The sequence below is a fragment of the Rhodoferax sp. EU05-FHT12H12 genome, from assembly GCF_058791215.1.
The window spans coordinates 92628-113780 of the sequence record NZ_JBYTDI010000006.1; the positions used below are offsets into that span (position 1 = coordinate 92628).

The 21153-nt window shown below is 63.9% G+C and carries 16 protein-coding genes and 1 riboswitch; of the genes, 13 read left to right on the forward strand and 3 right to left on the reverse strand.

Annotated features, from left to right (window positions below; genetic code table 11):
• Window positions 1-316: 316 nt before the first annotated feature.
• On the reverse strand, window positions 317-457 hold the full coding sequence (locus AC3WS7_RS16325; protein ID WP_296469354.1) for a hypothetical protein: 141 nt from the start codon (window positions 455-457) through the stop codon (window positions 317-319).
• Window positions 458-633: 176 nt separating this feature from the next.
• Here AC3WS7_RS16325 and AC3WS7_RS16330 point away from each other — a divergent pair, with 176 nt between their 5' ends.
• Together AC3WS7_RS16330 and AC3WS7_RS16335 are read left to right on the forward strand one after the other, a co-directional pair.
• Window positions 634-2961, forward strand: a complete 2328-nt coding sequence (locus AC3WS7_RS16330; protein ID WP_492657109.1) for an ATP-binding protein — start codon at window positions 634-636, stop codon at window positions 2959-2961.
• 159 nt (window positions 2962-3120) lie between these two features.
• Entirely contained in the window at window positions 3121-3414 is a 294-nt protein-coding gene (locus tag AC3WS7_RS16335) for a hypothetical protein (protein ID WP_296469356.1), read from the forward strand.
• Between the two features lie 22 nt (window positions 3415-3436).
• Here AC3WS7_RS16335 and recQ read toward each other — a convergent pair whose 3' ends face one another.
• On the reverse strand, window positions 3437-5320 hold the full coding sequence (gene recQ, locus AC3WS7_RS16340; RefSeq protein ID WP_492657110.1) for a DNA helicase RecQ: 1884 nt from the start codon (window positions 5318-5320) through the stop codon (window positions 3437-3439).
• 136 nt (window positions 5321-5456) lie between these two features.
• Between recQ and AC3WS7_RS16345 the strand changes: the two genes are divergently transcribed.
• The 9 genes from AC3WS7_RS16345 (at window position 5457) to AC3WS7_RS16385 (ending at window position 17845) form a co-directional block, all read left to right on the forward strand.
• The gene (locus tag AC3WS7_RS16345; RefSeq protein WP_492657111.1) at window positions 5457-7724 is read left to right on the forward strand and encodes an EAL domain-containing protein; all 2268 of its coding nucleotides are present in this window, start codon (window positions 5457-5459) and stop codon (window positions 7722-7724) included.
• 13 nt (window positions 7725-7737) lie between these two features.
• Window positions 7738-7824, forward strand: a riboswitch (S-adenosyl-L-homocysteine riboswitch).
• Window positions 7825-7848: 24 nt separating this feature from the next.
• Window positions 7849-8925, forward strand: coding sequence for a homocysteine S-methyltransferase family protein (locus AC3WS7_RS16350; RefSeq protein ID WP_296469358.1), 1077 nt, complete (start codon window positions 7849-7851; stop codon window positions 8923-8925).
• Window positions 8926-8939: 14 nt separating this feature from the next.
• Window positions 8940-9938, forward strand: a complete 999-nt coding sequence (locus AC3WS7_RS16355; RefSeq protein ID WP_492657112.1) for a Gfo/Idh/MocA family protein — start codon at window positions 8940-8942, stop codon at window positions 9936-9938.
• A gap of 28 nt (window positions 9939-9966) precedes the next feature.
• On the forward strand, window positions 9967-12732 hold the full coding sequence (gene metH, locus AC3WS7_RS16360) for a methionine synthase (protein WP_296469360.1): 2766 nt from the start codon (window positions 9967-9969) through the stop codon (window positions 12730-12732).
• Window positions 12733-12894: 162 nt separating this feature from the next.
• Window positions 12895-13695, forward strand: a complete 801-nt coding sequence (locus tag AC3WS7_RS16365) for an outer membrane lipoprotein (RefSeq protein ID WP_492657113.1) — start codon at window positions 12895-12897, stop codon at window positions 13693-13695.
• 47 nt (window positions 13696-13742) lie between these two features.
• Complete coding sequence (locus AC3WS7_RS16370) at window positions 13743-15512, forward strand: GspE/PulE family protein (protein ID WP_492657114.1); 1770 nt, start codon at window positions 13743-13745, stop codon at window positions 15510-15512.
• Between the two features lie 2 nt (window positions 15513-15514).
• A complete protein-coding gene (locus AC3WS7_RS16375) occupies window positions 15515-16753 on the forward strand; it encodes a type II secretion system F family protein (RefSeq protein ID WP_492657115.1) in 1239 nt (412 codons plus the stop codon).
• Window positions 16754-16756: 3 nt separating this feature from the next.
• The gene (locus tag AC3WS7_RS16380; RefSeq protein WP_492657116.1) at window positions 16757-17272 is read left to right on the forward strand and encodes a hypothetical protein; all 516 of its coding nucleotides are present in this window, start codon (window positions 16757-16759) and stop codon (window positions 17270-17272) included.
• 192 nt (window positions 17273-17464) lie between these two features.
• Complete coding sequence (locus AC3WS7_RS16385) at window positions 17465-17845, forward strand: pilin (RefSeq protein ID WP_492657117.1); 381 nt, start codon at window positions 17465-17467, stop codon at window positions 17843-17845.
• Window positions 17846-17891: 46 nt separating this feature from the next.
• Here the strand turns inward: AC3WS7_RS16385 and AC3WS7_RS16390 are convergent, their stop codons facing one another.
• Window positions 17892-20039 (reverse strand): O-antigen ligase family protein, encoded by a 2148-nt coding sequence (locus AC3WS7_RS16390; RefSeq protein ID WP_492657118.1) that lies wholly within the window; start codon window positions 20037-20039, stop codon window positions 17892-17894.
• Window positions 20040-20190: 151 nt separating this feature from the next.
• Here AC3WS7_RS16390 and AC3WS7_RS16395 point away from each other — a divergent pair, with 151 nt between their 5' ends.
• Both AC3WS7_RS16395 and AC3WS7_RS16400 read left to right on the forward strand, forming a co-directional pair.
• Entirely contained in the window at window positions 20191-20721 is a 531-nt protein-coding gene (locus AC3WS7_RS16395; protein ID WP_492657119.1) for a pilus assembly FimT family protein, read from the forward strand.
• Entirely contained in the window at window positions 20714-21151 is a 438-nt protein-coding gene (locus AC3WS7_RS16400; protein ID WP_492657120.1) for a type IV pilus modification PilV family protein, read from the forward strand. The genes AC3WS7_RS16395 and AC3WS7_RS16400 overlap by 8 nt, the downstream gene beginning before the upstream one ends.
• The last annotated feature ends 2 nt before the right edge of the window (window positions 21152-21153 follow it).

Below are 21153 nucleotides of genomic sequence, written 5' to 3' on the forward strand. Positions count from 1 at the left end.
CTCGTGAATTCTAAGAACTGGTACCGAAGTTACGAAGCGATTACATCGAATAACTATGCATTAATTGCATCGACAAATGCTTATGAGGCTAGCCACTTCTGTATTGTGAAAATTTGCGGTGTGCCGAATGTTGCACGAACGTGGTTGACCACGTCGTGGCGCGGGGCCTGAATGCGGAATGTCTGGGGCGGGAGGAGTGTGGGGGCGGCCTGCCTTGGTGCAGGGGCCCGCAGGGCGAGGCAGCGCAGTGTGCCTCCAACCCGGCGACCCGCGACCAGCGCCTACGGGGGGCGCAGTGCGGGCAATTGAGTCAGGTTCAGGCCATCGACACGGCGATGAACGCCAACAGGAACATCAATACGCCGCCCACGATAGGCAACACGATGGGCATCAAAGGCACCACTTCGTCCACGGGGTCGGTGGCATGGTTGTTGGCGTGGTTGTCAGGTGCGGACATGGTGGATCCTTGGGTTCTTCGATTGGAAAGCCGGAATTTTACCCACACCCATCCGGTGTTGCTGCCTGCGCGGGTGACTTCTGCCCGCTTTGTGGAAATCTGGGGTCCGTGGCTTCCATCTTGGCCCAGACTGCGCTATCGTCATTTCAGCACCTCACTGTGCTGGAGGCGTTTGGATGGTCAAGCGTACGCTGTTCCCCTCCCAGGGTGGACATCTCATTCCCTCACCGGGCCTGCAAGAGGCGCCGGTGCTGGATCTGATGTGTTCCCACTTTGTGCTCACCCTGGCGGCGCGCCAAGGGGCCAACTTCAATGTGCGGCGCGATTTCAATGGCGTAGTGGGCCTGGCCGGGCGGCACCTGGTCTGGCCGGTGTCGGTGTTGGGCCGCTTGCGTGAGTTTCTGGCTCGGCGATGCCAGGGCAACGAGCTGTGGCGCGGCCACGAGACGCTGGATGCCTCGGAGTTCCTGGCGCGTTATGGCCAATGGTGTGGTCCCTATGACGAAGCCACCCTGTTCTTCTTTCTGGACGAATACGCCAAGGACCAGCCCAAAGACCTGATTAGCGTGCTCTCGGTCACCGGGGAGTGGCTGCGCCATGCGTTGAAAAAGCAGCCCACTTTGGTGGAGAAAAACATCGACGCCCTGGCCGGGCTCTTGCAACTGAACAAGGCGGAGCGGGCGCTCTTGTTGTACGGTACGTTGGCGCGTTACCAGCGCGACATGCGCAGCATTCTGGTGGAGTTCAAGGTCAATAACGCGCCCGAAGCCTACGCCGCCATTGCCGACGTGGCGGGCGTGAGTGCCCAGGAGTTGGGCGAGGCGCTGCGTGCGGGCTCGCGCCTGGAGCGCATTGGGCTGGTGGAAAACCTGATCTCCGAACACAACATCACCGACCTGGCCGACCTCATGAAGGTCAGCGAAAAGCTGCCCCCTGTGTTGATGCGCCGGTACCGCGACCAGGCGGAGCTGATGGCCGTGTTCACCCGCCTGTCCACCAAAAGCCAACTGGGTTTGCAGGACTTCAGCTTTGTGGCCGAAGACGCGGCCGTGTTGTGCAGCCTGCTGGCCAACGCTGTGGCGCGCAAGGAGGCGGGCATCAATGTGCTGCTGTATGGCCCCCCGGGGACCGGCAAGACCGAGTTGGCCAAGGTGGTGGCCCAGCAGGCGGGGCTGGAGTTGTTCGAGGTGGAATACGCCGACCGTGATGGCAATTCCCTGAGTGGGCGCGACCGTTACCGCTCGCTGCAAATCGCCCAGGTGTTCCTCAAGGGGAGCGCCCAGGCCGCGCTCTTGTTTGACGAGGTAGAGGACGTGTTTCCGCCGCTCTCCAGCGAGGCCGCACACCTGATTGCCCGGGCGGACGCTTCGGCCGCACCGGCCAGCGGCAGCGTGAGTGGCAAGGCCTGGGTCAATCAGGTGTTGGAGTCGAACGCCGTGCCCACGCTGTGGGTCACCAACCGCATTGAGCAGATTGACCCGGCATTTCGCCGCCGCTTTGCCTACCACCTGGAGCTCAAATCGCCACCACCGGGTGCCCGCGAGGCGCTGGTCCGCAAAACCCTGGCCGAAGTGCCGGTGTCGGAGGGGTTTGTGGCACGCCTGAGCAGCCGCAAAGGCCTGACGCCCGCCCAAATACGCACCGCGGCCCGCTTCGCCACGCTGGCCCGTGACCCCGTCGATGCCGCCCTGGCAGGGGAGGCTCTGGAGGCCCTGATTGAGCGCCAGCTGAAAAACGCGGATCTGGCGCTGGGCAACGCGGCGCAGGCCGTGACCACACCCACGGCGCTGAGTGCCTACCGCCTGGAGCTGCTGCACCTGCAAAGCCGCTACGACATCGGGCGCGTGGTGCAGGCGCTGAAAACCCGTGGCCATGGCACGCTGTGTTTCTATGGACCGCCCGGCAGCGGCAAAACGGCGCTGGCCGAACACATGGCCATGGCGCTGGGCCGCCCCCTGCTGGTGCGCCAGGCCAGCCACCTGCTGAGCAAATACATTGGCGAAACGGAGCAGGCCATGGCCGCCATGTTCCGCGAGGCCGAGTCCGAGGGGGCGGTGCTGTTGCTGGACGAAGCCGACAGTTTTTTGCAAGACCGGCGCAGCGCCCAGCGCAACTACGAGGTCACCGAGGTGAACGAGATGCTGCAGGGCATGGAGCGTTACCGCGGCGTGTTCATTTGCACCACCAACCTGATGGACCGGCTGGACCCGGCGGCCTTGCGCCGCTTTACCTTCAAGATTGAGTTCCTGCCCTTGAGCCCGGCGCAGCGCGAGGCGGTGTTTCTGGCCGAGGCCTGTCCGGGACTGGAGGCTTTGCCCGCGACGCTGGCCAGCCGCCTGGCGGCCTTGGACCAGCTTTGCCTGGGCGATGTCGCCGCGGTGCGCCGCCAGGCGGACATTCTGGGCACCGTGCTGGAGCCAGACGAGTTTCTGGAGCAACTGGAAGCCGAACACCGGCTCAAACCCGAGGTGCGCGAGCGCCGGTCCATGGGCTTTGTGCACTGAAGATGCACCGTTCTGGTAACCCTTTTGTAATTATTTGAACCGGCTGTCAACCGATCCCCCCCTTGGTGCGTGAAAGGCTCATGCGGACGCCAAACCGCAGCCCACGTTGGACTCCTGGGGCCGCACTGGCGTCTATTTCCTTCTCTTAGCGCGGCAACTATGCACCGAGACACGATCCAAGTGCCTGAAAAAGGCACCTACAAGTGGCAGCTGTTTGACTACTGGTCTGGCGAATTCCGCCAAACCCATGCAGACCATTCGGCCTACATCGCCCTGAACTTCGCCGGTGCCCTGGAGGCCTGCCGCGCCAAATTCCAGGCCTTGGTGCAACACCACCGGGCCAAAGCGGCCGACGCCGCGTGCGCTGCGCGTCACATGCGCGCTATCCAGCGCTTGCAAAACACCATGTCGGGCGCCGCCATGGCCTACGAGAGCGGTTTCCACCGCCACTGAGCGCCTGCCCCGGCGCTGCGATCTACTCCAGCGCCACCACCCGCAGCACGTCGCTGGCATAGGCTTCCAGCTTTTTGGCGCCTATGCCGCTGATGCCTTGCAGGTCGTCCAGACTCTGTGGCGCCCGCTGCGCAATGGCCGCCAGCGTGGCGTCGTGAAAAATCACATAGGCGGGCAGGTTGTGCTCCTTGGCCACCTCGGCCCGCCAGGCCTTGAGGGCCGAATAACGCAGCAGGCCTTCGCTGTCCAGGTTGATCGGCGCCTTGACCACCGCACCCAGGCGTGGGTTGCGCCGACTCTTGCGGTCGGCCGGCGCGGATACCGACTCCCGCAACATCACCGGCACTTCACCCTTGAGCACGGCGCGTGATTCGGCGGTGAGTTGCAGCGTGCTGAACTCACCCCCTTGCACCGCCACCGCGCCCATGGCAATCAGCTGGCGCAACACGCCGCGCAACTGCAGTTCTGAAAAATCTGATCCCAAGCCAAAGGTACTGAGGCTCGTGTGGCTGTACTGGGTCACCTTTTCGGTGGCCTTGCCACGCACGATGTCCATTAAATGCCCGGCGCCAAAGCTCACGCCGCTCATCTGCTGGATGCGGTAAATGGTGGACAACAGTTTGCGCGCGGCGTCGGTGCCGTCCCAGACCGCGGGCGGGTTCAGGCAGTTGTCGCAATTGCCGCAGGGCTGGCTGGCTTCGCCAAAGTAACCCAGCAGGCGTACGCGGCGGCAGTCGGTGGCCTCGGCCAGGCCCAGCAGGGCGTCGAGCTTGCCGCGCATCACCTGCTTGAATTCTTCGCTGGCCGGGCTCTCGTCGATCATGCGGCGCTGGTTCACCACGTCCTGCAGGCCATAGGCCATCCAGGCGTCGGCGGCCAGGCCGTCGCGGCCGGCGCGGCCCGTCTCCTGGTAGTAGCCTTCGATGTTTTTGGGCATGTCGCGGTGGGCCACAAAGCGCACATCGGGCTTGTCGATACCCATGCCAAAGGCGATGGTGGCCACCATCACGATGCCCTCTTCGCGCAAAAAACGGTCTTGGTTCGTCTGGCGCACCTTCTGGTCTAGCCCGGCGTGGTAGGGCAGGGCCTTGATGCCAGCGTCCACCAGGGTCTGGGCCATGTCTTCCACCTTCTTGCGGCTCTGGCAGTAGACGATGCCAGCCTCGCCCTCGTGCTCGCGCTCGATAAAGCGCAGCAGCTGGGTGGTGGAGTCCTTTTTTTCGACGATGGTGTAGCGGATGTTGGGGCGGTCGAAGCTGCTGACGAACGCACGCGCGTCTTCGAGCTGCAGCCGCTCCAGGATGTCGGCCCGCGTCAGGTCGTCGGCGGTGGCGGTCAGCGCAATGCGGGGAATGCCGGGGTAGCGCTCGTGCAGCACCGTCAGGTTGCGGTAGTCGGGGCGGAAGTCGTGGCCCCACTGGCTCACACAATGCGCCTCATCAATGGCAAATAGGCTGAGTTTGCCGCGCTCGAAGAGTGAATCCAGCAAGGCCAGGAAGCGCGCATTGCTGACCCGCTCGGGCGCGGCGTAGAGCAGGGTGATCTCGCCGCGCAGCAGTTGCTGCTCGATCTGGTAGGCCTCGTCGCCACTCAGCGTGGAGTTGAGGAAGGCGGCGCTGACACCCGCCTCATGCAGCGCGCCCACCTGGTCGTGCATCAGCGCGATCAGCGGTGATATGACCAGCGTGGCGCCCAGTCCGGCCTGTTGGCGGGCGATGGCGGGGATCTGGTAACACAGGCTCTTGCCGCCGCCGGTGGGCATGAGCACCAGCGCGTCGCCGCCTTGTGCCACGTGCTCCACGATGGACTGCTGGGGTCCGCGGAAGGCGTCGTAACCGAACACGGTGCGCAAAATGCCGTTGCAGGCATCCAGGGTGGTGCTGGAGGGGAGGGGGTTTGCTATCAAAACAGGAGCTTGTCGCGCAATGTCTACGGGGGCTAGAGGCCTAAAACATCAATAATGTGAACAGTTGGGCAGTGTGGCGGTTTTTCGCGGCCCGGGCGCTTATTGTCGGGCATGCCCATGGCTACACTCAACGCTCATGACGGACCCCCAGAGCGCCCCGGATGCGCAACACCCCACCAAAGCCCTGCTGCAGCTGTGCAAGCGTCTGGAGCGTGCCCGGACTCTGCCAGACATTCTGGGCGCGGTGGCTCCCGTGGTGGACGAGGTGCTGGGCTATGCCCATGCCTGGCTGGCCCTGTTGGGGGAGCGGCCCGGCTTTGTGTCCATCATCAGCCAGCTGACCTCGGACCCCGACTACCGGGATCGCCACCAGATGGCCCAGACCATGGACATCCCGATTGCAGGGGACCGCATGCTGGAGGAAATTCTGGCGGCAGACCACGTGGTGGTGGTGGATGACGCCCGCACCGACCCGCGTACCAACAAGGCGGTGGTGGCGCAGCTGGACAACCGCACCATCGTGAATGTGCCCCTGCTGCTGGCCGGAGAGCGGCTGGGGGTGGTGGGCATGGGCACCTTTGGCGATGTCGAGGGCGTGCGCCCGCCGCAGGACTGGCAGCTCGATTTCATGCAGGCGCTGGCGGGCCACGTGGCGGTAGCGCTGGACCGGGTGCGCTTTCTGGAGCGCCAGAAACGTGCCGAAGATGCGCTGTACCAAGAGAAAGAGCGCTTGCAGGTCACCCTGCATGCCATCAGCGATGCCGTCATCACCACCAACGCCCAGGGTCTGCTGCTCTATATCAACCCGGTGGCCGAAGCCCTGACGGGGGCCACGCTGGTGGCGTCCATCGGGCGGCCCTACCAGGCCGTATTTCCGCTGGACGGTAGCGAGCTGGCGCCCGACCTGGATGTGGTGGCCAGCGCCATGGCAGCGGGGCAAACCCAGCGGTACCCGCAGCTGGGCCTGGCCCATGCGCGGGGCCGCGTGTTGGTTGAGGCGGCGGTGTCCCCCATCCGCGATGCGGAAGGAGTGGTGCAAGGGGCGGTGCTGGTCTTTCGGGATGTGACCGAGCAACGCCGTCTGAGCCGCGAAATGGCCTTTCAGGCCACGCACGACGAGCTGACCGGGCTGGGCAACCGCCGCGCCTTTGAAGCCACGCTGGCCCAGTGTTTTGCCCGCACCCGTGAGCAGGCCCAGACCCACGTGTTGTGTTACCTGGACCTGGACGAGTTCAAGGTGGTGAACGACACCTGTGGCCACGGCGCGGGCGACGCGCTGCTGCGCCAAGTGGCCCAGCTGTTTTTGGAGGTGCTGGGTCCGCAGGACCACCTGTGCCGCCTGGGCGGCGACGAATTCGGCGTGGTGCTGACCGAGCAGACGCTGCCCCAGGCCCTGCGCCTGGCCGAGCAGATGCAGCAGCGCCTGGCCAGCTACCGCTTTGTCTGGCAGGACCAAAGCTTTGGCGTGGGGGTGAGCATTGGCATGGTGCAGCTGGATGCGCAGAGCGAAAGCGTAGGCGCGCTGCTGCAGGCGGCCGACAGTGCCTGCTATGTGGCCAAGGATGCGGGGCGGGGCCGCATCCACGTCTATGCCACCGACGACCCGGCGCTGGCCCAGCGCTACGGCGTCATGGAGTGGGTGAGCCGCATTGAGAACGCCCTGCGCAACGACCGTTTTGTGCTCTATGCCCAGCCCATCGTGCCGATTGGCGGGGGGGGCGTGCGTGGCCTGCACTGCGAGTTTTTGCTGCGCATGCGCGACGTCAATGGGCGGTTGGTGCTGCCGGGCGAATTCATGCCGGCGGTTGAGCGCTACCACCTGGCGACCCGGGTGGACCGCTGGGTGGTGCGCCATGCGCTGGCATGGATGGTGGCGCACCAGGACCAGATTGAGCAGTGCTCGGTCAATCTCTCGGGGCAGTCGCTGGGGGACCCCCAGTTCATGGCTTTTGTGCTGGAGACCCTGGCCGCCACGCCCATGCCCTGCCACAAGCTGTGCTTCGAGATCACCGAAACCGCCGCCATCGGCAACCTGCACGCGGCCCAGGACTTCATTGCCACCCTGCGCCGACTGGGCTGCCGGCTCTCGCTGGACGACTTCGGCAGCGGGCTGTCTTCGTTTGCGTACCTGCGCAACCTGCCGGTGGACGTGCTCAAGATCGACGGCCAGTTTGTGCGTGACATTGCCACCGACGCGGTCAGCCTGGCCATGGTCAAGTCCATCCACGAGATTGGCTGCCTCATGGGCAAGGCGACCGTGGCCGAGTTTGTCGAAAACCTGGCCATCCTGGACCTGTTGCGCGGCTTTGGCGTGCACTACGCACAGGGCTATGCAGTCGGCTACCCGATGCCGCTGGACCAGGTCTTGCTTTTGCCGGCTCACGGCACGGCCAGCACTTTGTGAACTAAAATCGGCCCTTCCCAAGGGGCGCTGCAGCTGGCGCCTGCCCTCAGACAGGCAGGCCTCCGGTCAGGCTTGGGACTCCCAACTGCGCTCACTTGTTTAAAACCACACAGTGAGCCGCCGAATGAAGCCCATCACCTACACCCGCGCACAAGCCCTTCCCGGCATTCTGGAAAACCGCATCGCCATTCTCGACGGCGCCATGGGCACCATGATCCAGCGTTTCAAGCTGGGTGAAGCCCAGTACCGTGGCGAGGGCTACACCGGCCCCGGCAGTCAGGGGGACCGCTTCAAGGACTTTCCCAAGGATGTGAAAGGCAACAACGAGCTGCTGAGCCTGACGCGGCCCGATGTCATCAGCGACATCCATGAGCGCTACCTGGCCGCCGGTGCCGACATGATCGAGACCAACACCTTTGGTGCCACCACCGTGGCCCAGGCCGACTACGACATGGCCGATCTGGCCGTCGAGATGAACTACGTGTCTGCCAAGCTGGCCCGCGCCGCCTGCGACAAATACAGCACGCCCGACAAGCCCCGCTTTGTCTGCGGCGCCCTGGGCCCCACGCCCAAAACCGCCAGCATCAGCCCCGATGTGAACGACCCCGGTGCGCGCAACGTGACCTTTGAAGAGCTGCGCGCCGCCTACTACGACCAGACCAAGGCCCTGGTGGAAGGTGGCGCAGACGTGATCCTGGTGGAAACCATTTTTGACACGCTCAACGCCAAGGCCGCGCTGTTTGCGGTGGACGAGTATTTCGAGGCCAGCGGCGAGCGCCTGCCCATTCTGATCAGCGGCACCGTGACCGATGCGTCCGGCCGCATCCTGAGTGGCCAAACGGTGACGGCCTTCTGGCACAGCGTGCGCCATGCCCAGCCGCTGGCCATCGGCCTGAACTGTGCCTTGGGTGCGGCGCTGATGCGCCCTTACATCCAGGAGCTGAACAAGGTGGCGCCGGACACGTTTATCAGCTGCTACCCCAACGCCGGCCTGCCCAACCCCATGAGCGACACCGGCTTTGACGAGACCCCCGATGTGACCAGCCGCCTGGTGCGCGAATTCGCCGAAGAGGGGTTGGTCAACATTGTGGGCGGCTGCTGCGGCACCACACCCGACCACATTGGCGCCATTGCCCAAGCGGTGAACCCGATTGCCACGCGTAGTGTGCAGCGCAACTACTTTTACAAAGAGGCGGCTTGAGCCGAGACATTGCCATGAACAAAGTCACCTGGGGCGTGCTGAGCACCGCCAAAATCGGCATGGAGAAAGTTACCCCCGCGCTCATGCGCAGCCAGTGGTGTGATGTGCAGGCGATTGCCTCGCGTTCGCTGGACAGCGCCCAGGCCGCCGCTGGCAAGCTGGGCATTCCCAAAGCCTACGGCTCCTACGAGGCGTTGCTGGCCGACCCGGCCATCGAAGCAATTTACAACCCTTTGCCCAACGACCAGCATGTGCCCATGACGCTGGCGGCAGCGCGCGCGGGCAAACATGTGCTGTGCGAGAAGCCCATTGCGCTGAACGCCAACGAGGCCGCACAGCTGCGCGAGGTGGCCGACAAGGTGCACATCATGGAAGCTTTCATGGTGCGCTTCCACCCGCAGTGGCTGCGCACCCGCGAGCTGGTGCAAAGCGGTGCGTTGGGCGATTTGCGCACCGTGCAGGTGTGGTTCTCGTACTTCAACCGCAATGCCACCAACATCCGCAACGACGCCAGCAAAGGTGGCGGCGCGCTGATGGATATCGGCTGCTACCCCATTGTGGCGGGGCGGTTCTTGTTTGGTGCCGAGCCGGTGCGGGTGATGGCGCTGGCGGACATGGATCCGGAGTTCGGTGTGGACCGCACTTTCAGTGCCTTGCTGGACTTTGGGGGTGGCCGCCGTCTGGATTTCACCGTGTCCATGCAAACCACGCCCTACCAGCGGGTGCACGCCATTGGCACCGAGAAGCGGGTGGAGATCGAAATCCCCTTCAACGCGCCCCAGGGCCAGGAGACACGCATTTTTGTGGACGATGGCAAGGTGCCGGGTGGTGCCTCCGCCCTCACCGAAACCTTCGCCGCCTGCGACCAGTACAGCCTGGAGGGTGATGCTTTTTCGCTGGCCATCCGCGGCGAGCAGCCACTGCACTACGGCGTGGAAGACGCCATCCAGAACATGCGCATCATCGACGCGCTGTTTGCCTCCCAGCGCACCGGCGCCTGGGTTGCGGTGTAAGCCGCCTTGCCAGAAATTTGAGTCTTTTATGCCCCAAACCTCCGTGAATGCTGCGCAAGCAGCTATCAATACCGTAGCGCCCATGCTGCTCTCCGGTCTGGAACCCATCACCATCGACAGCAACAGCCTGTTCGTCAACGTGGGCGAGCGCACCAATGTCACCGGCTCCAAAGCCTTTGCCCGCATGATCCTGAACGGCCAGTTCGAGGAAGCGCTGGCCGTGGCCCGCCAGCAGGTGGAAAACGGTGCGCAGATCATCGACATCAACATGGACGAGGCCATGCTGGACAGCCAGGCGGCCATGGTGCGTTTCCTGAACCTGATAGCGTCCGAGCCCGATATTTCCCGCGTGCCCATCATGATCGACAGCTCCAAGTGGAGCGTGATCGAGGCCGGCCTGCGCTGCGTGCAGGGCAAGGCGGTGGTGAACTCCATCAGCATGAAAGAAGGTGTGGACGCCTTCAAGCACCAGGCCAAGCTGTTGCGCCGCTATGGCGCGGCTGCCGTGGTCATGGCGTTTGACGAGCAGGGCCAGGCAGATACGTATGCGCGCAAGATCGCGATCTGCGAACGCGCCTACCGCATCCTGGTGGACGAGGTGGACTTTCCAGCCGAAGACATCATCTTCGACCCCAACATCTTCGCCATTGCCACCGGCATCGAAGAGCACAACAACTACGCGGTGGACTTTATCGAGGCCACGCGCTGGATCAAGCAGAACCTGCCCGGCGCCAAGGTGAGCGGCGGCGTGTCCAACGTGTCCTTCAGCTTCCGTGGCAACGACCCGGTGCGCGAGGCCATCCACACCGTGTTCCTGTACCACGCCATCAAAGCCGGCATGGACATGGGCATCGTGAACGCGGGCATGGTCGGTGTGTATGACGACCTGGAACCCACCTTGCGCGAGCGCGTGGAAGACGTGGTGCTGAACCGCCGCGACGATGCCGGTGAGCGCCTGGTGGAGATTGCCGAGACCGCCAAGAGCGGCGCCAAGGATGAGAGCAAAAAGCTCGAATGGCGCGGCACCGCCGAGGCACCAGCCTCGGTCGGCGCGCGGCTCTCCCATGCCTTGGTGCACGGCATCACCGACTTCATCACCCAAGACACGGAAGAGGCCTACCAGGACGTGCTGGCCAAGGGCGGACGCCCGCTGCACGTGATCGAAGGCCCGCTGATGGACGGCATGAACGTGGTCGGTGATCTGTTTGGTCAGGGCAAGATGTTCCTGCCCCAGGTGGTCAAAAGCGCCCGCGTGATGAAGAGCGCCGTGGCGCACCTGCTGCCCTACATCGAGGCCGAGAAGCTGGCCATGGTGGAGGCCGGTGGCGAAGCCAAGGCCAAAGGCAAGATCGTGATCGCCACCGTGAAGGGTGACGTGCATGACATTGGCAAGAACATCGTCACGGTGGTCTTGCAGTGCAACAACTTCGACGTGGTGAACATGGGCGTGATGGTGCCCTGCCACGAGATTCTGGCCAAGGCCAAGGCGGAAGGCGCGGACATCATCGGGCTCTCCGGCCTGATCACGCCCAGCCTGGAAGAGATGCAGTACGTGGCGGGTGAGATGCAGAAGGACGCGTACTTCCGCAGCCGCAACATCCCCCTGCTGATTGGCGGTGCCACCTGCAGCCGCGTGCACACCGCAGTCAAGATTGCCCCCAACTACGAAGGCCCGGTGGTCTACGTGCCGGATGCCTCGCGCAGCGTGAGTGTGGCGCAAGGGCTGCTGAGTGACAGTGCTGCGCAGTACATCGCCGAGCTGAACGCCGACTACGACAAGGTGCGCCAGCAGCACGCCAACAAAAAGCAGACGCCGATGTGGCCCCTGGCCAAGGCGCGCGCCAACAAGACGCCCATAGCCTGGGCAGCCCACCAGCCTACGGTGCCGAAGTTCATTGGCCGCCGCGTCTTCAAGAACTTTGACCTGGGCGAACTGGCCAAGTACATCGACTGGGGCCCCTTCTTCCAGACCTGGGACCTGGCTGGCCCTTTCCCGGCCATCCTCAAGGACGAGGTGGTCGGCACGGAGGCCGTGCGCGTGTACGCCGACGGCCAGCGCATGCTCAAGCGTCTGATCGAAGGCCGCTGGCTCACCGCCAACGCGGTGGTGGCGCTGTACCCGGCCAACACGGTGAACGACGACGACATCGAGTTCTATACCGATGAGAGCCGCTCTGAGGTTGCCATGACCTGGTACGGCCTGCGCCAGCAGACCGAAAAGCAGGAGATTGACGGCGTGATGCGCCCCAGCCGCTGCCTGGCCGACTTTGTGGCACCCAAGGGCGTGAAGGCGGACTATGCCGGCCTGTTCGCAGTGACCGCCGGCATTGGGGTGGACAAGAAGGAGAAGTACTTCCTGGACGACCTGGATGACTACTCGGCCATCATGCTCAAGTCGATTGCCGACCGCCTGGCCGAGGCTTTTGCCGAAGCCCTGCACCACCGCGTGCGCACCGACCTGTGGGGCTACGCGGCCGACGAGGCGCTGAGTAACGAGGACCTGATTGCCGAAAAGTACCAGGGCATCCGCCCCGCGCCCGGCTACCCGGCCTGCCCGGACCACAGCGTCAAGAAAGACATGTTTGCGCTGCTGCAGTGCGAGGAAATTGGCATGACCGTGACCGAGAGCCTGGCCATGACACCGGCGGCCAGCGTCAGCGGCTTCTACATCGGGCACCCGGACGCCACCTACTTCAACGTTGGCAAGATCAGCGACGACCAGGTGCAGGACCTGGCCGAGCGCCGCCAACTGAACCGAGCCGAACTGGAGCGCCTGCTGGCGCCCAATTTGTAAGTCTGTGGCGGGTGTGCCGCCTTGGGCGGGGTCTGCTTTACCCAGCGTTACAACTCAGACACGGTGGCGAGCCCTGCGCTGTGTACCTTTGGCAGGCCTCGGTCGTTGTAGGGCGACCCAGGGTTGAAAGGGCGATTCCGCCCCTTGCCAAAGGAGAGATGTATGAACAGTGCCATGTCCGTTCCCGGCGCCGTCCTGGCCGTCGCGCCCGCCAACCGTTTCCTGTGGGTCGCCGTTGGCGCCCTGGGTGCGACCACGCTGGCCCTGGGAGCCATGCTGGTGCAGATGAACCACCGCAGCGCGGATGCACTGGTGCCCGCCACGTCGCAGCTGCCCGCAGTCACTGCGGTGGCGGCGCCCACACCGGAGTTACCGGTGGTGCAGGCGGTGCCTGCCAAGGTGGCTACCCCAGTGCCAGAAAAAGTGCAAAAAGTGGCCAAAGCCCCCGTGAAATATGCGCAAGCAGCTCCTAAAACAGTAGCAAAAACAGTGCCCGCCGCGGCTGAAACGGGGGTGGCCGACAGCCTGCCCGGGCGCGACCAGTCCTGGGAGCCCGTGGCAGCAGTGCCCCAACCGGCCCCCAAGCTGGTGTGCGCCAGCTGCGGCACGGTGGAAACCGTCACCCCCATTCAACGTGACGCTGCACCCAGCGGTGCTGGTGCGGCGGTGGGTGCGGTCCTGGGAGGCGTGCTGGGCAACCAGGTGGGCGGCGGCAGCGGCAAAACCCTGGCCACCATCGTCGGCATTTTTGGCGGCGGCATTGCCGGCAATGCGGTGGAAAAGAACATGAAAAAGGAGACCGCCTACGAAGTGGCTGTGCGCATGGAGGATGGCACCTTGCGCCGCATCGAACAAAACAGCCCGGCAGCGGTGGGCGCCCGGGTTACGGTGGACGGCAATACCCTGAGCCCGGCCCCCAGCGCTGCACCAAGCAGCTCGTCAGGAGTGCGCAGCACCATCTGATGTGCCTCGCGTGCTATTATTTTTGCAAACCGCAAAAGGAATAGCGCATGAATATGGCAACGGCAACGACCGGTGCGACCGAGGGCCCGCGCCCTCCCTCGGGCCGGCCTGAAAAGCTGCGGCTAGGCGATGTGCTGGTCCAGCAACGCCTGATTTCCCAAGAGCAGCTCCAGCAAACCCTGGAGCTGCAGCGCACCACCGGCAAAAAGGTGGGGCGTTTGCTGATTGAGACGGGTGTCATCACCGAAGAGCTGCTGGCCAACGGCCTGGCGCGCCAGCTCCGCATCCCCTTCGTCAACCTCAAGACCTTTCCCTTCCGGGCCGATGTGGTCAAGCTGCTGCCTGAGTCTGCGGCACGGCGTTTCCGTGCGCTGGTGCTGGAAGACAAGGGCGACGTGCTCTTGGTGGCGCTGGCGGACCCGCTGGACCTGTTTGCCTATGACGAACTGGCCCGCCTGCTCAAGCGCAACATCGGCATTGCTGCCGTGCCCGAGAGCCAGCTGGCGCTCGCGTTTGACCGGCTGTACCGCCGCACCGAGGAAATCAGTGGCCTGGCCCGTGCCCTGGAGAAAGACCTGGGCGACGCTGTGGACTTTGGCGAGCTGACGGCGACGGTAGGTACCGAAGGCGCGCCCGTGGTGCGCTTGCTGCAGTCGCTGTTTGAAGACGCCATGCAGGTCGGCGCGTCGGACGTGCACATCGAGCCGCAAGAAGGGTTTCTGCAGATTCGCGTGCGTGTGGATGGTGTGCTGCAGACCCAGACGCAGGCTGACAAACGTATCGGTGGTGCGCTGGCGCAGCGCCTCAAGCTCATGGCCGGGCTGGACATTTCCGAGAAGCGCCTGCCGCAGGACGGCCGTTTCAGTGTGCGCCTCAAAGACAACACCATCGATGTGCGTCTTTCCACCTTGCCCACCACCTATGGCGAGTCGGCCGTGATGCGTTTGCTGAACCAGGGTGCCGGTATGCGGCGGCTCGACAGCATCGGCATGCCGTCCGGCATGCTCAAGCGTTTTCGCGAAGTGCTGGCCCGCACCTCGGGCATGGTGCTGGTCACCGGGCCCACCGGCTCGGGCAAAACCACCACGCTGTACGCAGCCTTGGCGGAGATCAACGCGGCAGAGCTCAAGGTCATTACCGTGGAGGATCCGGTGGAATACCGCCTGCCCGCCATCACCCAGGTGCAGGTGAATGACAAGATTGAGCTGACCTTTGCGCGCGTGCTGCGCGCCTGTCTGCGCCAGGACCCGGACGTGATTCTGGTGGGTGAAATGCGCGATGCAGAGACCGCCGAAATCGGCCTACGTGCGGCCATCACCGGGCATCTGGTGCTCTCGACCCTGCACACGCGCGATGCCATCAGCACGCCGTTTCGTCTGTTGGATATGGGCGTGCCGCCATTCATGGTGGCCACCAGCCTGCAGGCCGTCATTGCCCAGCGTTTGGTGCGCGTGAACTGCCCCGAGTGCTCTGCGCCCCACACCCCCACGCCGCAAGAGCAGTCGTGGCTGGACGCCACGCTGGAGTCCGGCGCTTCACTCACCCCCAAGCGCGGCTTGGGGTGTTCCGCGTGCAATGGCACGGGCTATGCCGGTCGCCAAGGCGTCTACGAGCTGTTGGAAATGGATGCGGTACTGACCCACGCGGCCTCGCACTCCGACCCTGCCAGCTTCATGCGCACGGCCCGCGAGCGCATGAAAGGCCACACCATGGCCCACCACGCGCTGGAGCTGGTGCGCCAGGGGCGCACCTCCCTGGCCGAAGCGCTGCGTATCGGTTTCGATGCGGACGACGACGAAGCCACTCCGGGTAGCTGAGCATGGCCCTTTACGCTTGGCGAGGCCGCAACAACCGGGGCGAGGCCGTGAACGGCCAACTCGAAGCCCTGACCGAGGGGGGCGTGGCCGATCAACTGCTGTCCATCGGGGTGTCGCCGGTCCACATTGCCCTGGCCGAGGCCAAGGAAGCAAAGTCCACCGGCTCTGTGCTGGCCTGGCTCAACCGCAAACCTGTGGTGGTGGAAGACCTGCTGATCTTCTCGCGCCAGATGTACACGCTCAACAAAGCCGGCGTGCCCATCCTGCGCGCTTTTGCCGGGCTGGAGGCCTCGGCCACCAAACCCGCCATGGTGGACATGCTCAAGGACATCCGCGCCAGCCTGGACCAGGGGCGTGAGCTGTCGGCATCGCTGGCGCGGCACAGCGCGCTGTTTGGCGGCTTTTACATTTCCATGATCCGCGTGGGCGAGATGACAGGCCGCTTGACCGAGGTGTTTCTGCGCCTGACCGAACACATGGAGTTTGAGCGCGACGTGCGCGAGCGCATCAAGCAGGCCATGCGTTACCCCATGTTTGTGATGATTGCCATGGCGATTGCCATCGTGATCCTGAACATTTTTGTGATCCCGGTGTTTGCCAAGGTGTTTGCCGGTTTCAACACCCAGTTGCCCTTGATCACCCGCGGTTTGCTCGCGTTTTCCAGCTGGATGATTACCTGGTGGCCCCTGCTGCTGGCGCTGGCAGCGGGTGCTGTGGTGGGCGTGCGTGCCTACTTGCGCACCCCTGAGGGGCGCTACCGCTGGGACTCCCGCAAACTCAAGCTGCCCATCGTGGGCGACATCATCCTCAAGGCCACACTGGCGCGGTTTGCCCGCAGCTTTGCGCTGTCCAGCCAGAGTGGTGTGCCGCTGGTGCAGGCCCTCACCGTGGTGGCGCAGACGGTAGACAACGCATTTATTGGCAGCCGTATTGAGCAGATGCGTGACGGCATCGAGCGTGGCGAAAGCATCTCCCGTTGCGCGGCGGCCACCGGCGTGTTCACGCCCGTGGTGTTGCAGATGATCAATGTGGGCGAAGAAACCGGCGAGCTGGACAACCTTTTGTTCGAGATTGCCGCCATGTACGAGCGCGACACCGACTACAGCATCAAGGGCCTGTCGGCCTCGATCGAGCCCATCCTGCTCGCTGTCATCGGCGTGCTGGTGCTCTTGTTGGCATTGGGGGTGTTCCTGCCCTTGTGGAATATGGGCCAGGCCGCCATGGGCCGGGGCGGCGGCTAAGCCATGGCAGCGCTGCGCCCTGCAGCCCAGCCGTCGCCGGTGTGGAATGCGCACCTCACCGAGTGGGGGCTTGTGGCTGCGCTGGTGCTTGTCTTGGGGGCCGTGTTGGCCCACCACGCACGCGAGGTGCGTGGGCAAGCCGAATTGGCGCAAATCAAAAGCACCCTCGGGGTTTTGCGTACCGCGCTGGTGGTGGCGCACCTGGACGCCGCGGTGGCGGGCAGCCGGGCAGGGCGCCAGCCTGCGGTGGGCGTGCAACACAATCCTTTCGCCGCGCTGCAACAGTTGCCGCCTGGTTATGCCGGGTTGGCCGGGCCCGAAGCGCTTGCAGCGCTGCCCGGTGGCAGCTGGGTGTTTGACCCCGTTTGCAGCTGCATCGGCTACCGCCCTACCGAACCCGCCTGGCTGCAGTCCCCCGTGGGGGCGGTGTCAATGTGGTTTCGCGTGGGCGCTACCAGTGGCCCCCTGCAGATCAACGCCCATCAGCCGTATGTATGGATGGGGCAGGCCGTGGACTGAGCGCGCAAACGGGGCTGCAAATGCAATAAAAGCGGTGAAATGGTGAGTTAACTCACATACTTAGGCGACAAACTTCATGCACGACAACAGTTCATTGCAATAGAATTAATTTGTCATGCAACGATCGAGATGACGTTGGGAGCCCGGCAATTCGCTTGGGCTGGAAGATTTTTCAAACGAAAGGCGGACGACATGAAACAAGTACAACGCGGCTTTACGCTGATTGAGTTGGTGATGGTCATTGTGATTTTGGGCGTGCTGGCCGCGGTGGCGATTCCGAAGTTTGTGGATTTGAAGAGTGATGCTGTCATTGCATCCACGCAGGGCGTTGCTGGAGGACTCTCTTCGGCATCTGCAGTGAACTATGCAGCGCGTAGTGCGAAAGGAACTGCTACCGGCGTTGCAATTCTCAATTGCAACCAAGTTCCAAGCGCACTGCAGGGTGCTTTGCCGACTGGTTATCAAATCACTGCCGCTGCAGTTACTGCTGGTTCCACCGTCAATTGCGAGCTGCAAAACACCTCTGTGAGTCCCGCCGTCACAGCGTCGTTCTCGGCAATCGGTATCAACTGATTGTTTTGAATGGCCTCAAAAAAAACCGCCCCTCGGGGCGGTTTTTTTATAGCTGTTCGCGGTAGGGTGAAGGGACCTGTCCTCGGTAGTTGGACACCTCATCCTGGGGCACCGCCTGCAGACCGCGTTGAAACGCCACCAGCGCGCGATCCTCGAACCCTTTGCCAGCGTCTGCAAACACTTTCCCAAGCCGGAAGTAGCTGTCAGCCGCCGTCTCAGGCCAGGTGTCTGCACGCAAGGTGAGGCCCCGCTCGACCAGCGCCCATTGGCGCTGCCGCAGCCCCAGGCTGTAGGCCAGCAATACCAAGTCGGGTTCCACCACCCCTCGGTCCAGATACGCGACCAACTTGGTGACAGCTTCGTCTTCGTGCCCCGTGCGGCTCAGTGCCACCAATTCCATGGCCCGCGTACGCGGGGTGTTGGGCTGCAGTCTTTGCAGTTCCCGCCATGCAGCCAAAGCGGGCTCCGCCTGCCCAAGCTCCGCGTGCGCCCGCACCAGATTGCTCCACACATTGGCAATATGGGGCCGCGAGTGAGCAATGCTTTCCAAAACCGCCGCAGTCATTCGCCAATCTCCCAGGCTGGCCAACTGCTCTGCGGGGATGGATGCCAGTTTGCGGTAGTCGCTGTTGATGGCCAGGCCGGGCTGCAACAGGGCGACGCCTTGTGTGTGCCAGCGTTCGGATGTGACGGGGTCGCTGGTCATGTGGCGCTCCGCCTGATTGAGGGCATAAATGCTACGCATGATCAGTGTTTCCGCGCGCATGGCCTGTACCGCAATGCCAAGGCCCAGCAGGCTGGCTCCGACCAGGCCCACGCCCACCCAGGTGCGTGCGCCCAATGCCAAGCGGTGTGTGCCGCCGCCCAGCGTGTCGGACAACACCAGCCGCCTGTCGGTGCATGCCAGCAATCCCAGGCAGACGGTTAACAGAGCCCCAGTGCTTGCCAGTCGCCATGGAAACCCTGCCAGGCTTACAACAGCGAGCGCCAGCAAGCTGGTGAGCGCAATGGCACGCAAAGAGGCGTCCGGTGTGCTCAGGGGCAGGCGCCAGGTGTTGCGCGCTGCCAGCAACAGATAGGCCAACAGCACGGCGAGGACGCCACCACCCACCGGCAAGCCGTACTCGGCCAGCAGTTGCAGGTATTCGTTGTGGGCGTAGTAATCAGGCTCCTCGTTTGCAGACGGCCCTTGGTAGAGCGGGATGTAGACCTCCCATGCGCCAGCTCCCACGCCCAGCCAGGGTTCACCCATGAGCATGCGGGCGGTGCCGTTCCACATCATGCTGCGGTAGGAAAAAGACCCCTCGGCATACACCGTCTTTTCGGCCATGCTGGCTGCGCGCAACCAGCTGCGGGTCAGGGCGGTTTGCCCCAGGCTCTCCGGGTGCTGGGAGCGAAGGCTGCCCAGGGCCAGCACGCCAATCATTCCCATGATCAGCGCTGCGGCCAATGATCTTCTGCTCCATTGCCCCCATGCGAGCTGGTTGCGGTAGCGCCACAGCACCCACACGAGTGCCGGCGTGATGCACAACAAGGCAAGGAGCGCGGATCGGGTGCCTGTGGCCATCAGGGCGACCGCATTGAATGCCACGAGCAGGGCCATGGGTTGGCGCCAAGTGGGCTTGGAGGTTTGCGCCAGCGCCAACACGGAGAATGGAAGCGCGCATACCGCGTACTCGGCGAAGAAGTTCCGGTTGGCGAAGGTGGATGCGGGGGCTGCCGCCTGGGGAAACCACTCCAGATGGCCCCAAAACTGCGCGGCTGCCCAGGCGCTCGCACCCACCGCTCCCCAGTGGATGCCCCAGACCAGGCGCATCCAGTGGTCGGGGTGCGCGGCTTGCACTACCAGCCACATCAGCAAGCCCAACACGGCCCAGCGCGCAGCCTCCACGCCCGCCAGGTAGGTATGTGACCACGCCATGCTGCCCAAGGCATGGGCCATCAGGGCCAGTGGCAGCAGCAAAATACCGTGCCACTGAACCGTCAGGCAGGCCTGTTTGCGCTGCGCCCACCACCACACCCACATACCCGCCAGCGTGCCGGTGCTGACGATGGCGGATTTCAGCGTGTCTTGCAGCACCAGCTCTGTGGGCATGCCCGCTGCGGGTACCAGTGCCAGCATGATGGCCAGCACCCAGCTCACCGTGTGGGAACCCGCTGCAACGGTCTGGGTCTTACCGGAAGCCGTTGGCATGGGCAAGGAAGAATTCGGCACGAAGGTCATGGATTGGTTAAGCTGTGCGGTGGCTGCGTTGGAGCGTGCATTGTCCGCCAAAAAAGTGATTAAATAGGGCCCTTTGCGGCGTGGATATTGCGCGAGCAGCTAGTAAAAACATAGCAAAAAAATGAGATTTCAGCCTCTGCTTCATCCATTGCCCACCGCGTTGGCGGGGGGGGCGAGCGGCCCGCGCCAGAAGGGCTTCACCCTGATCGAGCTGGTCATGGTGATGGTGATGCTGGGGGTGCTGGCGGTGTTCGCGGCGCCACGCGTGTTCAATCGCAATGACTTTGAGGCACGGGGCTTCCACGACCAAGTTTTGTCTACCTTGCGCTTTGCGCAGAAAACGGCCATTGCCCAGCGCCGTACCGTCTGTGTGGCGTTCGCGGCCACCACGGTGACCCTGACGCGCGCTTCTGCAGAAGCCAGCGCTGCGTGTGACACCGCGCCTCCGGTGCCAGTGCCAGGGCCGCTTGGAGAGCTGGTACTGACTGCGCCCGCGAATGTGGCGTTCACAGTGGTGCCCACCGGGTTTTCGTTCGACGGACTGGGCCAGTCGCGCCCGGCCAGCGTGCCTCCCGCCGCGCGCACCATCACGGTGGTGAACGCGGGGCGCACCATCACGGTGGAAGAGGTGACCGGCTATGTGCATGACTAGGCCCCGCCAGCGGGGCTTTACCCTGATCGAGTTGATCATCTTTATTGTGGTGGTCGGTGCAGGCGTGGCCGGCATTTTGTCGGTCATGAACCAGGTGGTGCGCAACAGCGCCGACCCCATGCTCACCAAACAGGCGGCCGCCCTGGCCGACTCGGTGTTGGAAGAGGTGCTGCAAAAGGCCTTTGCCGATCCAGACGGTACCAATGTGGGTGAGACGGGTCGTACCGATTGGGACAATGTGGACGACTTCAACGGGGCGACCCAGGCGGCCTTTGCGCTCCCCGCCAGCCTTGCCGGCTACACACTGACGGTGGCCGTCAGTGACGGCACCGCCGCTTTGGGCGTTGCGGCGCGGCGGGTGGTGGTGACTGTCACCATCACGGCCAAGGGCGAGAGTGTGGTCTTGACGGGCTACCGGGCGATTCTCTGACC

Bases quoted from the DNA above. Each gene is read 5' to 3' on its own strand.
- AC3WS7_RS16370 (WP_492657114.1), top strand. From the start codon at position 13,743: ATGAATATGGCAACGGCAACGACCGGTGCGACCGAGGGCCCGCGCCCT.
- AC3WS7_RS16380 (WP_492657116.1), top strand. From the start codon at position 16,757: ATGGCAGCGCTGCGCCCTGCAGCCCAGCCGTCGCCGGTGTGGAATGCG.
- AC3WS7_RS16400 (WP_492657120.1), top strand. From the start codon at position 20,714: ATGACTAGGCCCCGCCAGCGGGGCTTTACCCTGATCGAGTTGATCATC.
- AC3WS7_RS16335 (WP_296469356.1), top strand. From the start codon at position 3,121: ATGCACCGAGACACGATCCAAGTGCCTGAAAAAGGCACCTACAAGTGG.
- AC3WS7_RS16345 (WP_492657111.1), top strand. From the start codon at position 5,457: ATGACGGACCCCCAGAGCGCCCCGGATGCGCAACACCCCACCAAAGCC.
- AC3WS7_RS16355 (WP_492657112.1), top strand. From the start codon at position 8,940: ATGAACAAAGTCACCTGGGGCGTGCTGAGCACCGCCAAAATCGGCATG.
- AC3WS7_RS16350 (WP_296469358.1), top strand. From the start codon at position 7,849: ATGAAGCCCATCACCTACACCCGCGCACAAGCCCTTCCCGGCATTCTG.
- AC3WS7_RS16390 (WP_492657118.1), bottom strand. From the start codon at position 20,039: ATGCCAACGGCTTCCGGTAAGACCCAGACCGTTGCAGCGGGTTCCCAC.
- AC3WS7_RS16395 (WP_492657119.1), top strand. From the start codon at position 20,191: ATGAGATTTCAGCCTCTGCTTCATCCATTGCCCACCGCGTTGGCGGGG.
- AC3WS7_RS16375 (WP_492657115.1), top strand. From the start codon at position 15,515: ATGGCCCTTTACGCTTGGCGAGGCCGCAACAACCGGGGCGAGGCCGTG.
- AC3WS7_RS16385 (WP_492657117.1), top strand. From the start codon at position 17,465: ATGAAACAAGTACAACGCGGCTTTACGCTGATTGAGTTGGTGATGGTC.
- AC3WS7_RS16325 (WP_296469354.1), bottom strand. From the start codon at position 457: ATGTCCGCACCTGACAACCACGCCAACAACCATGCCACCGACCCCGTG.
- metH (WP_296469360.1), top strand. From the start codon at position 9,967: ATGCCCCAAACCTCCGTGAATGCTGCGCAAGCAGCTATCAATACCGTA.
- AC3WS7_RS16330 (WP_492657109.1), top strand. From the start codon at position 634: ATGGTCAAGCGTACGCTGTTCCCCTCCCAGGGTGGACATCTCATTCCC.
- AC3WS7_RS16365 (WP_492657113.1), top strand. From the start codon at position 12,895: ATGAACAGTGCCATGTCCGTTCCCGGCGCCGTCCTGGCCGTCGCGCCC.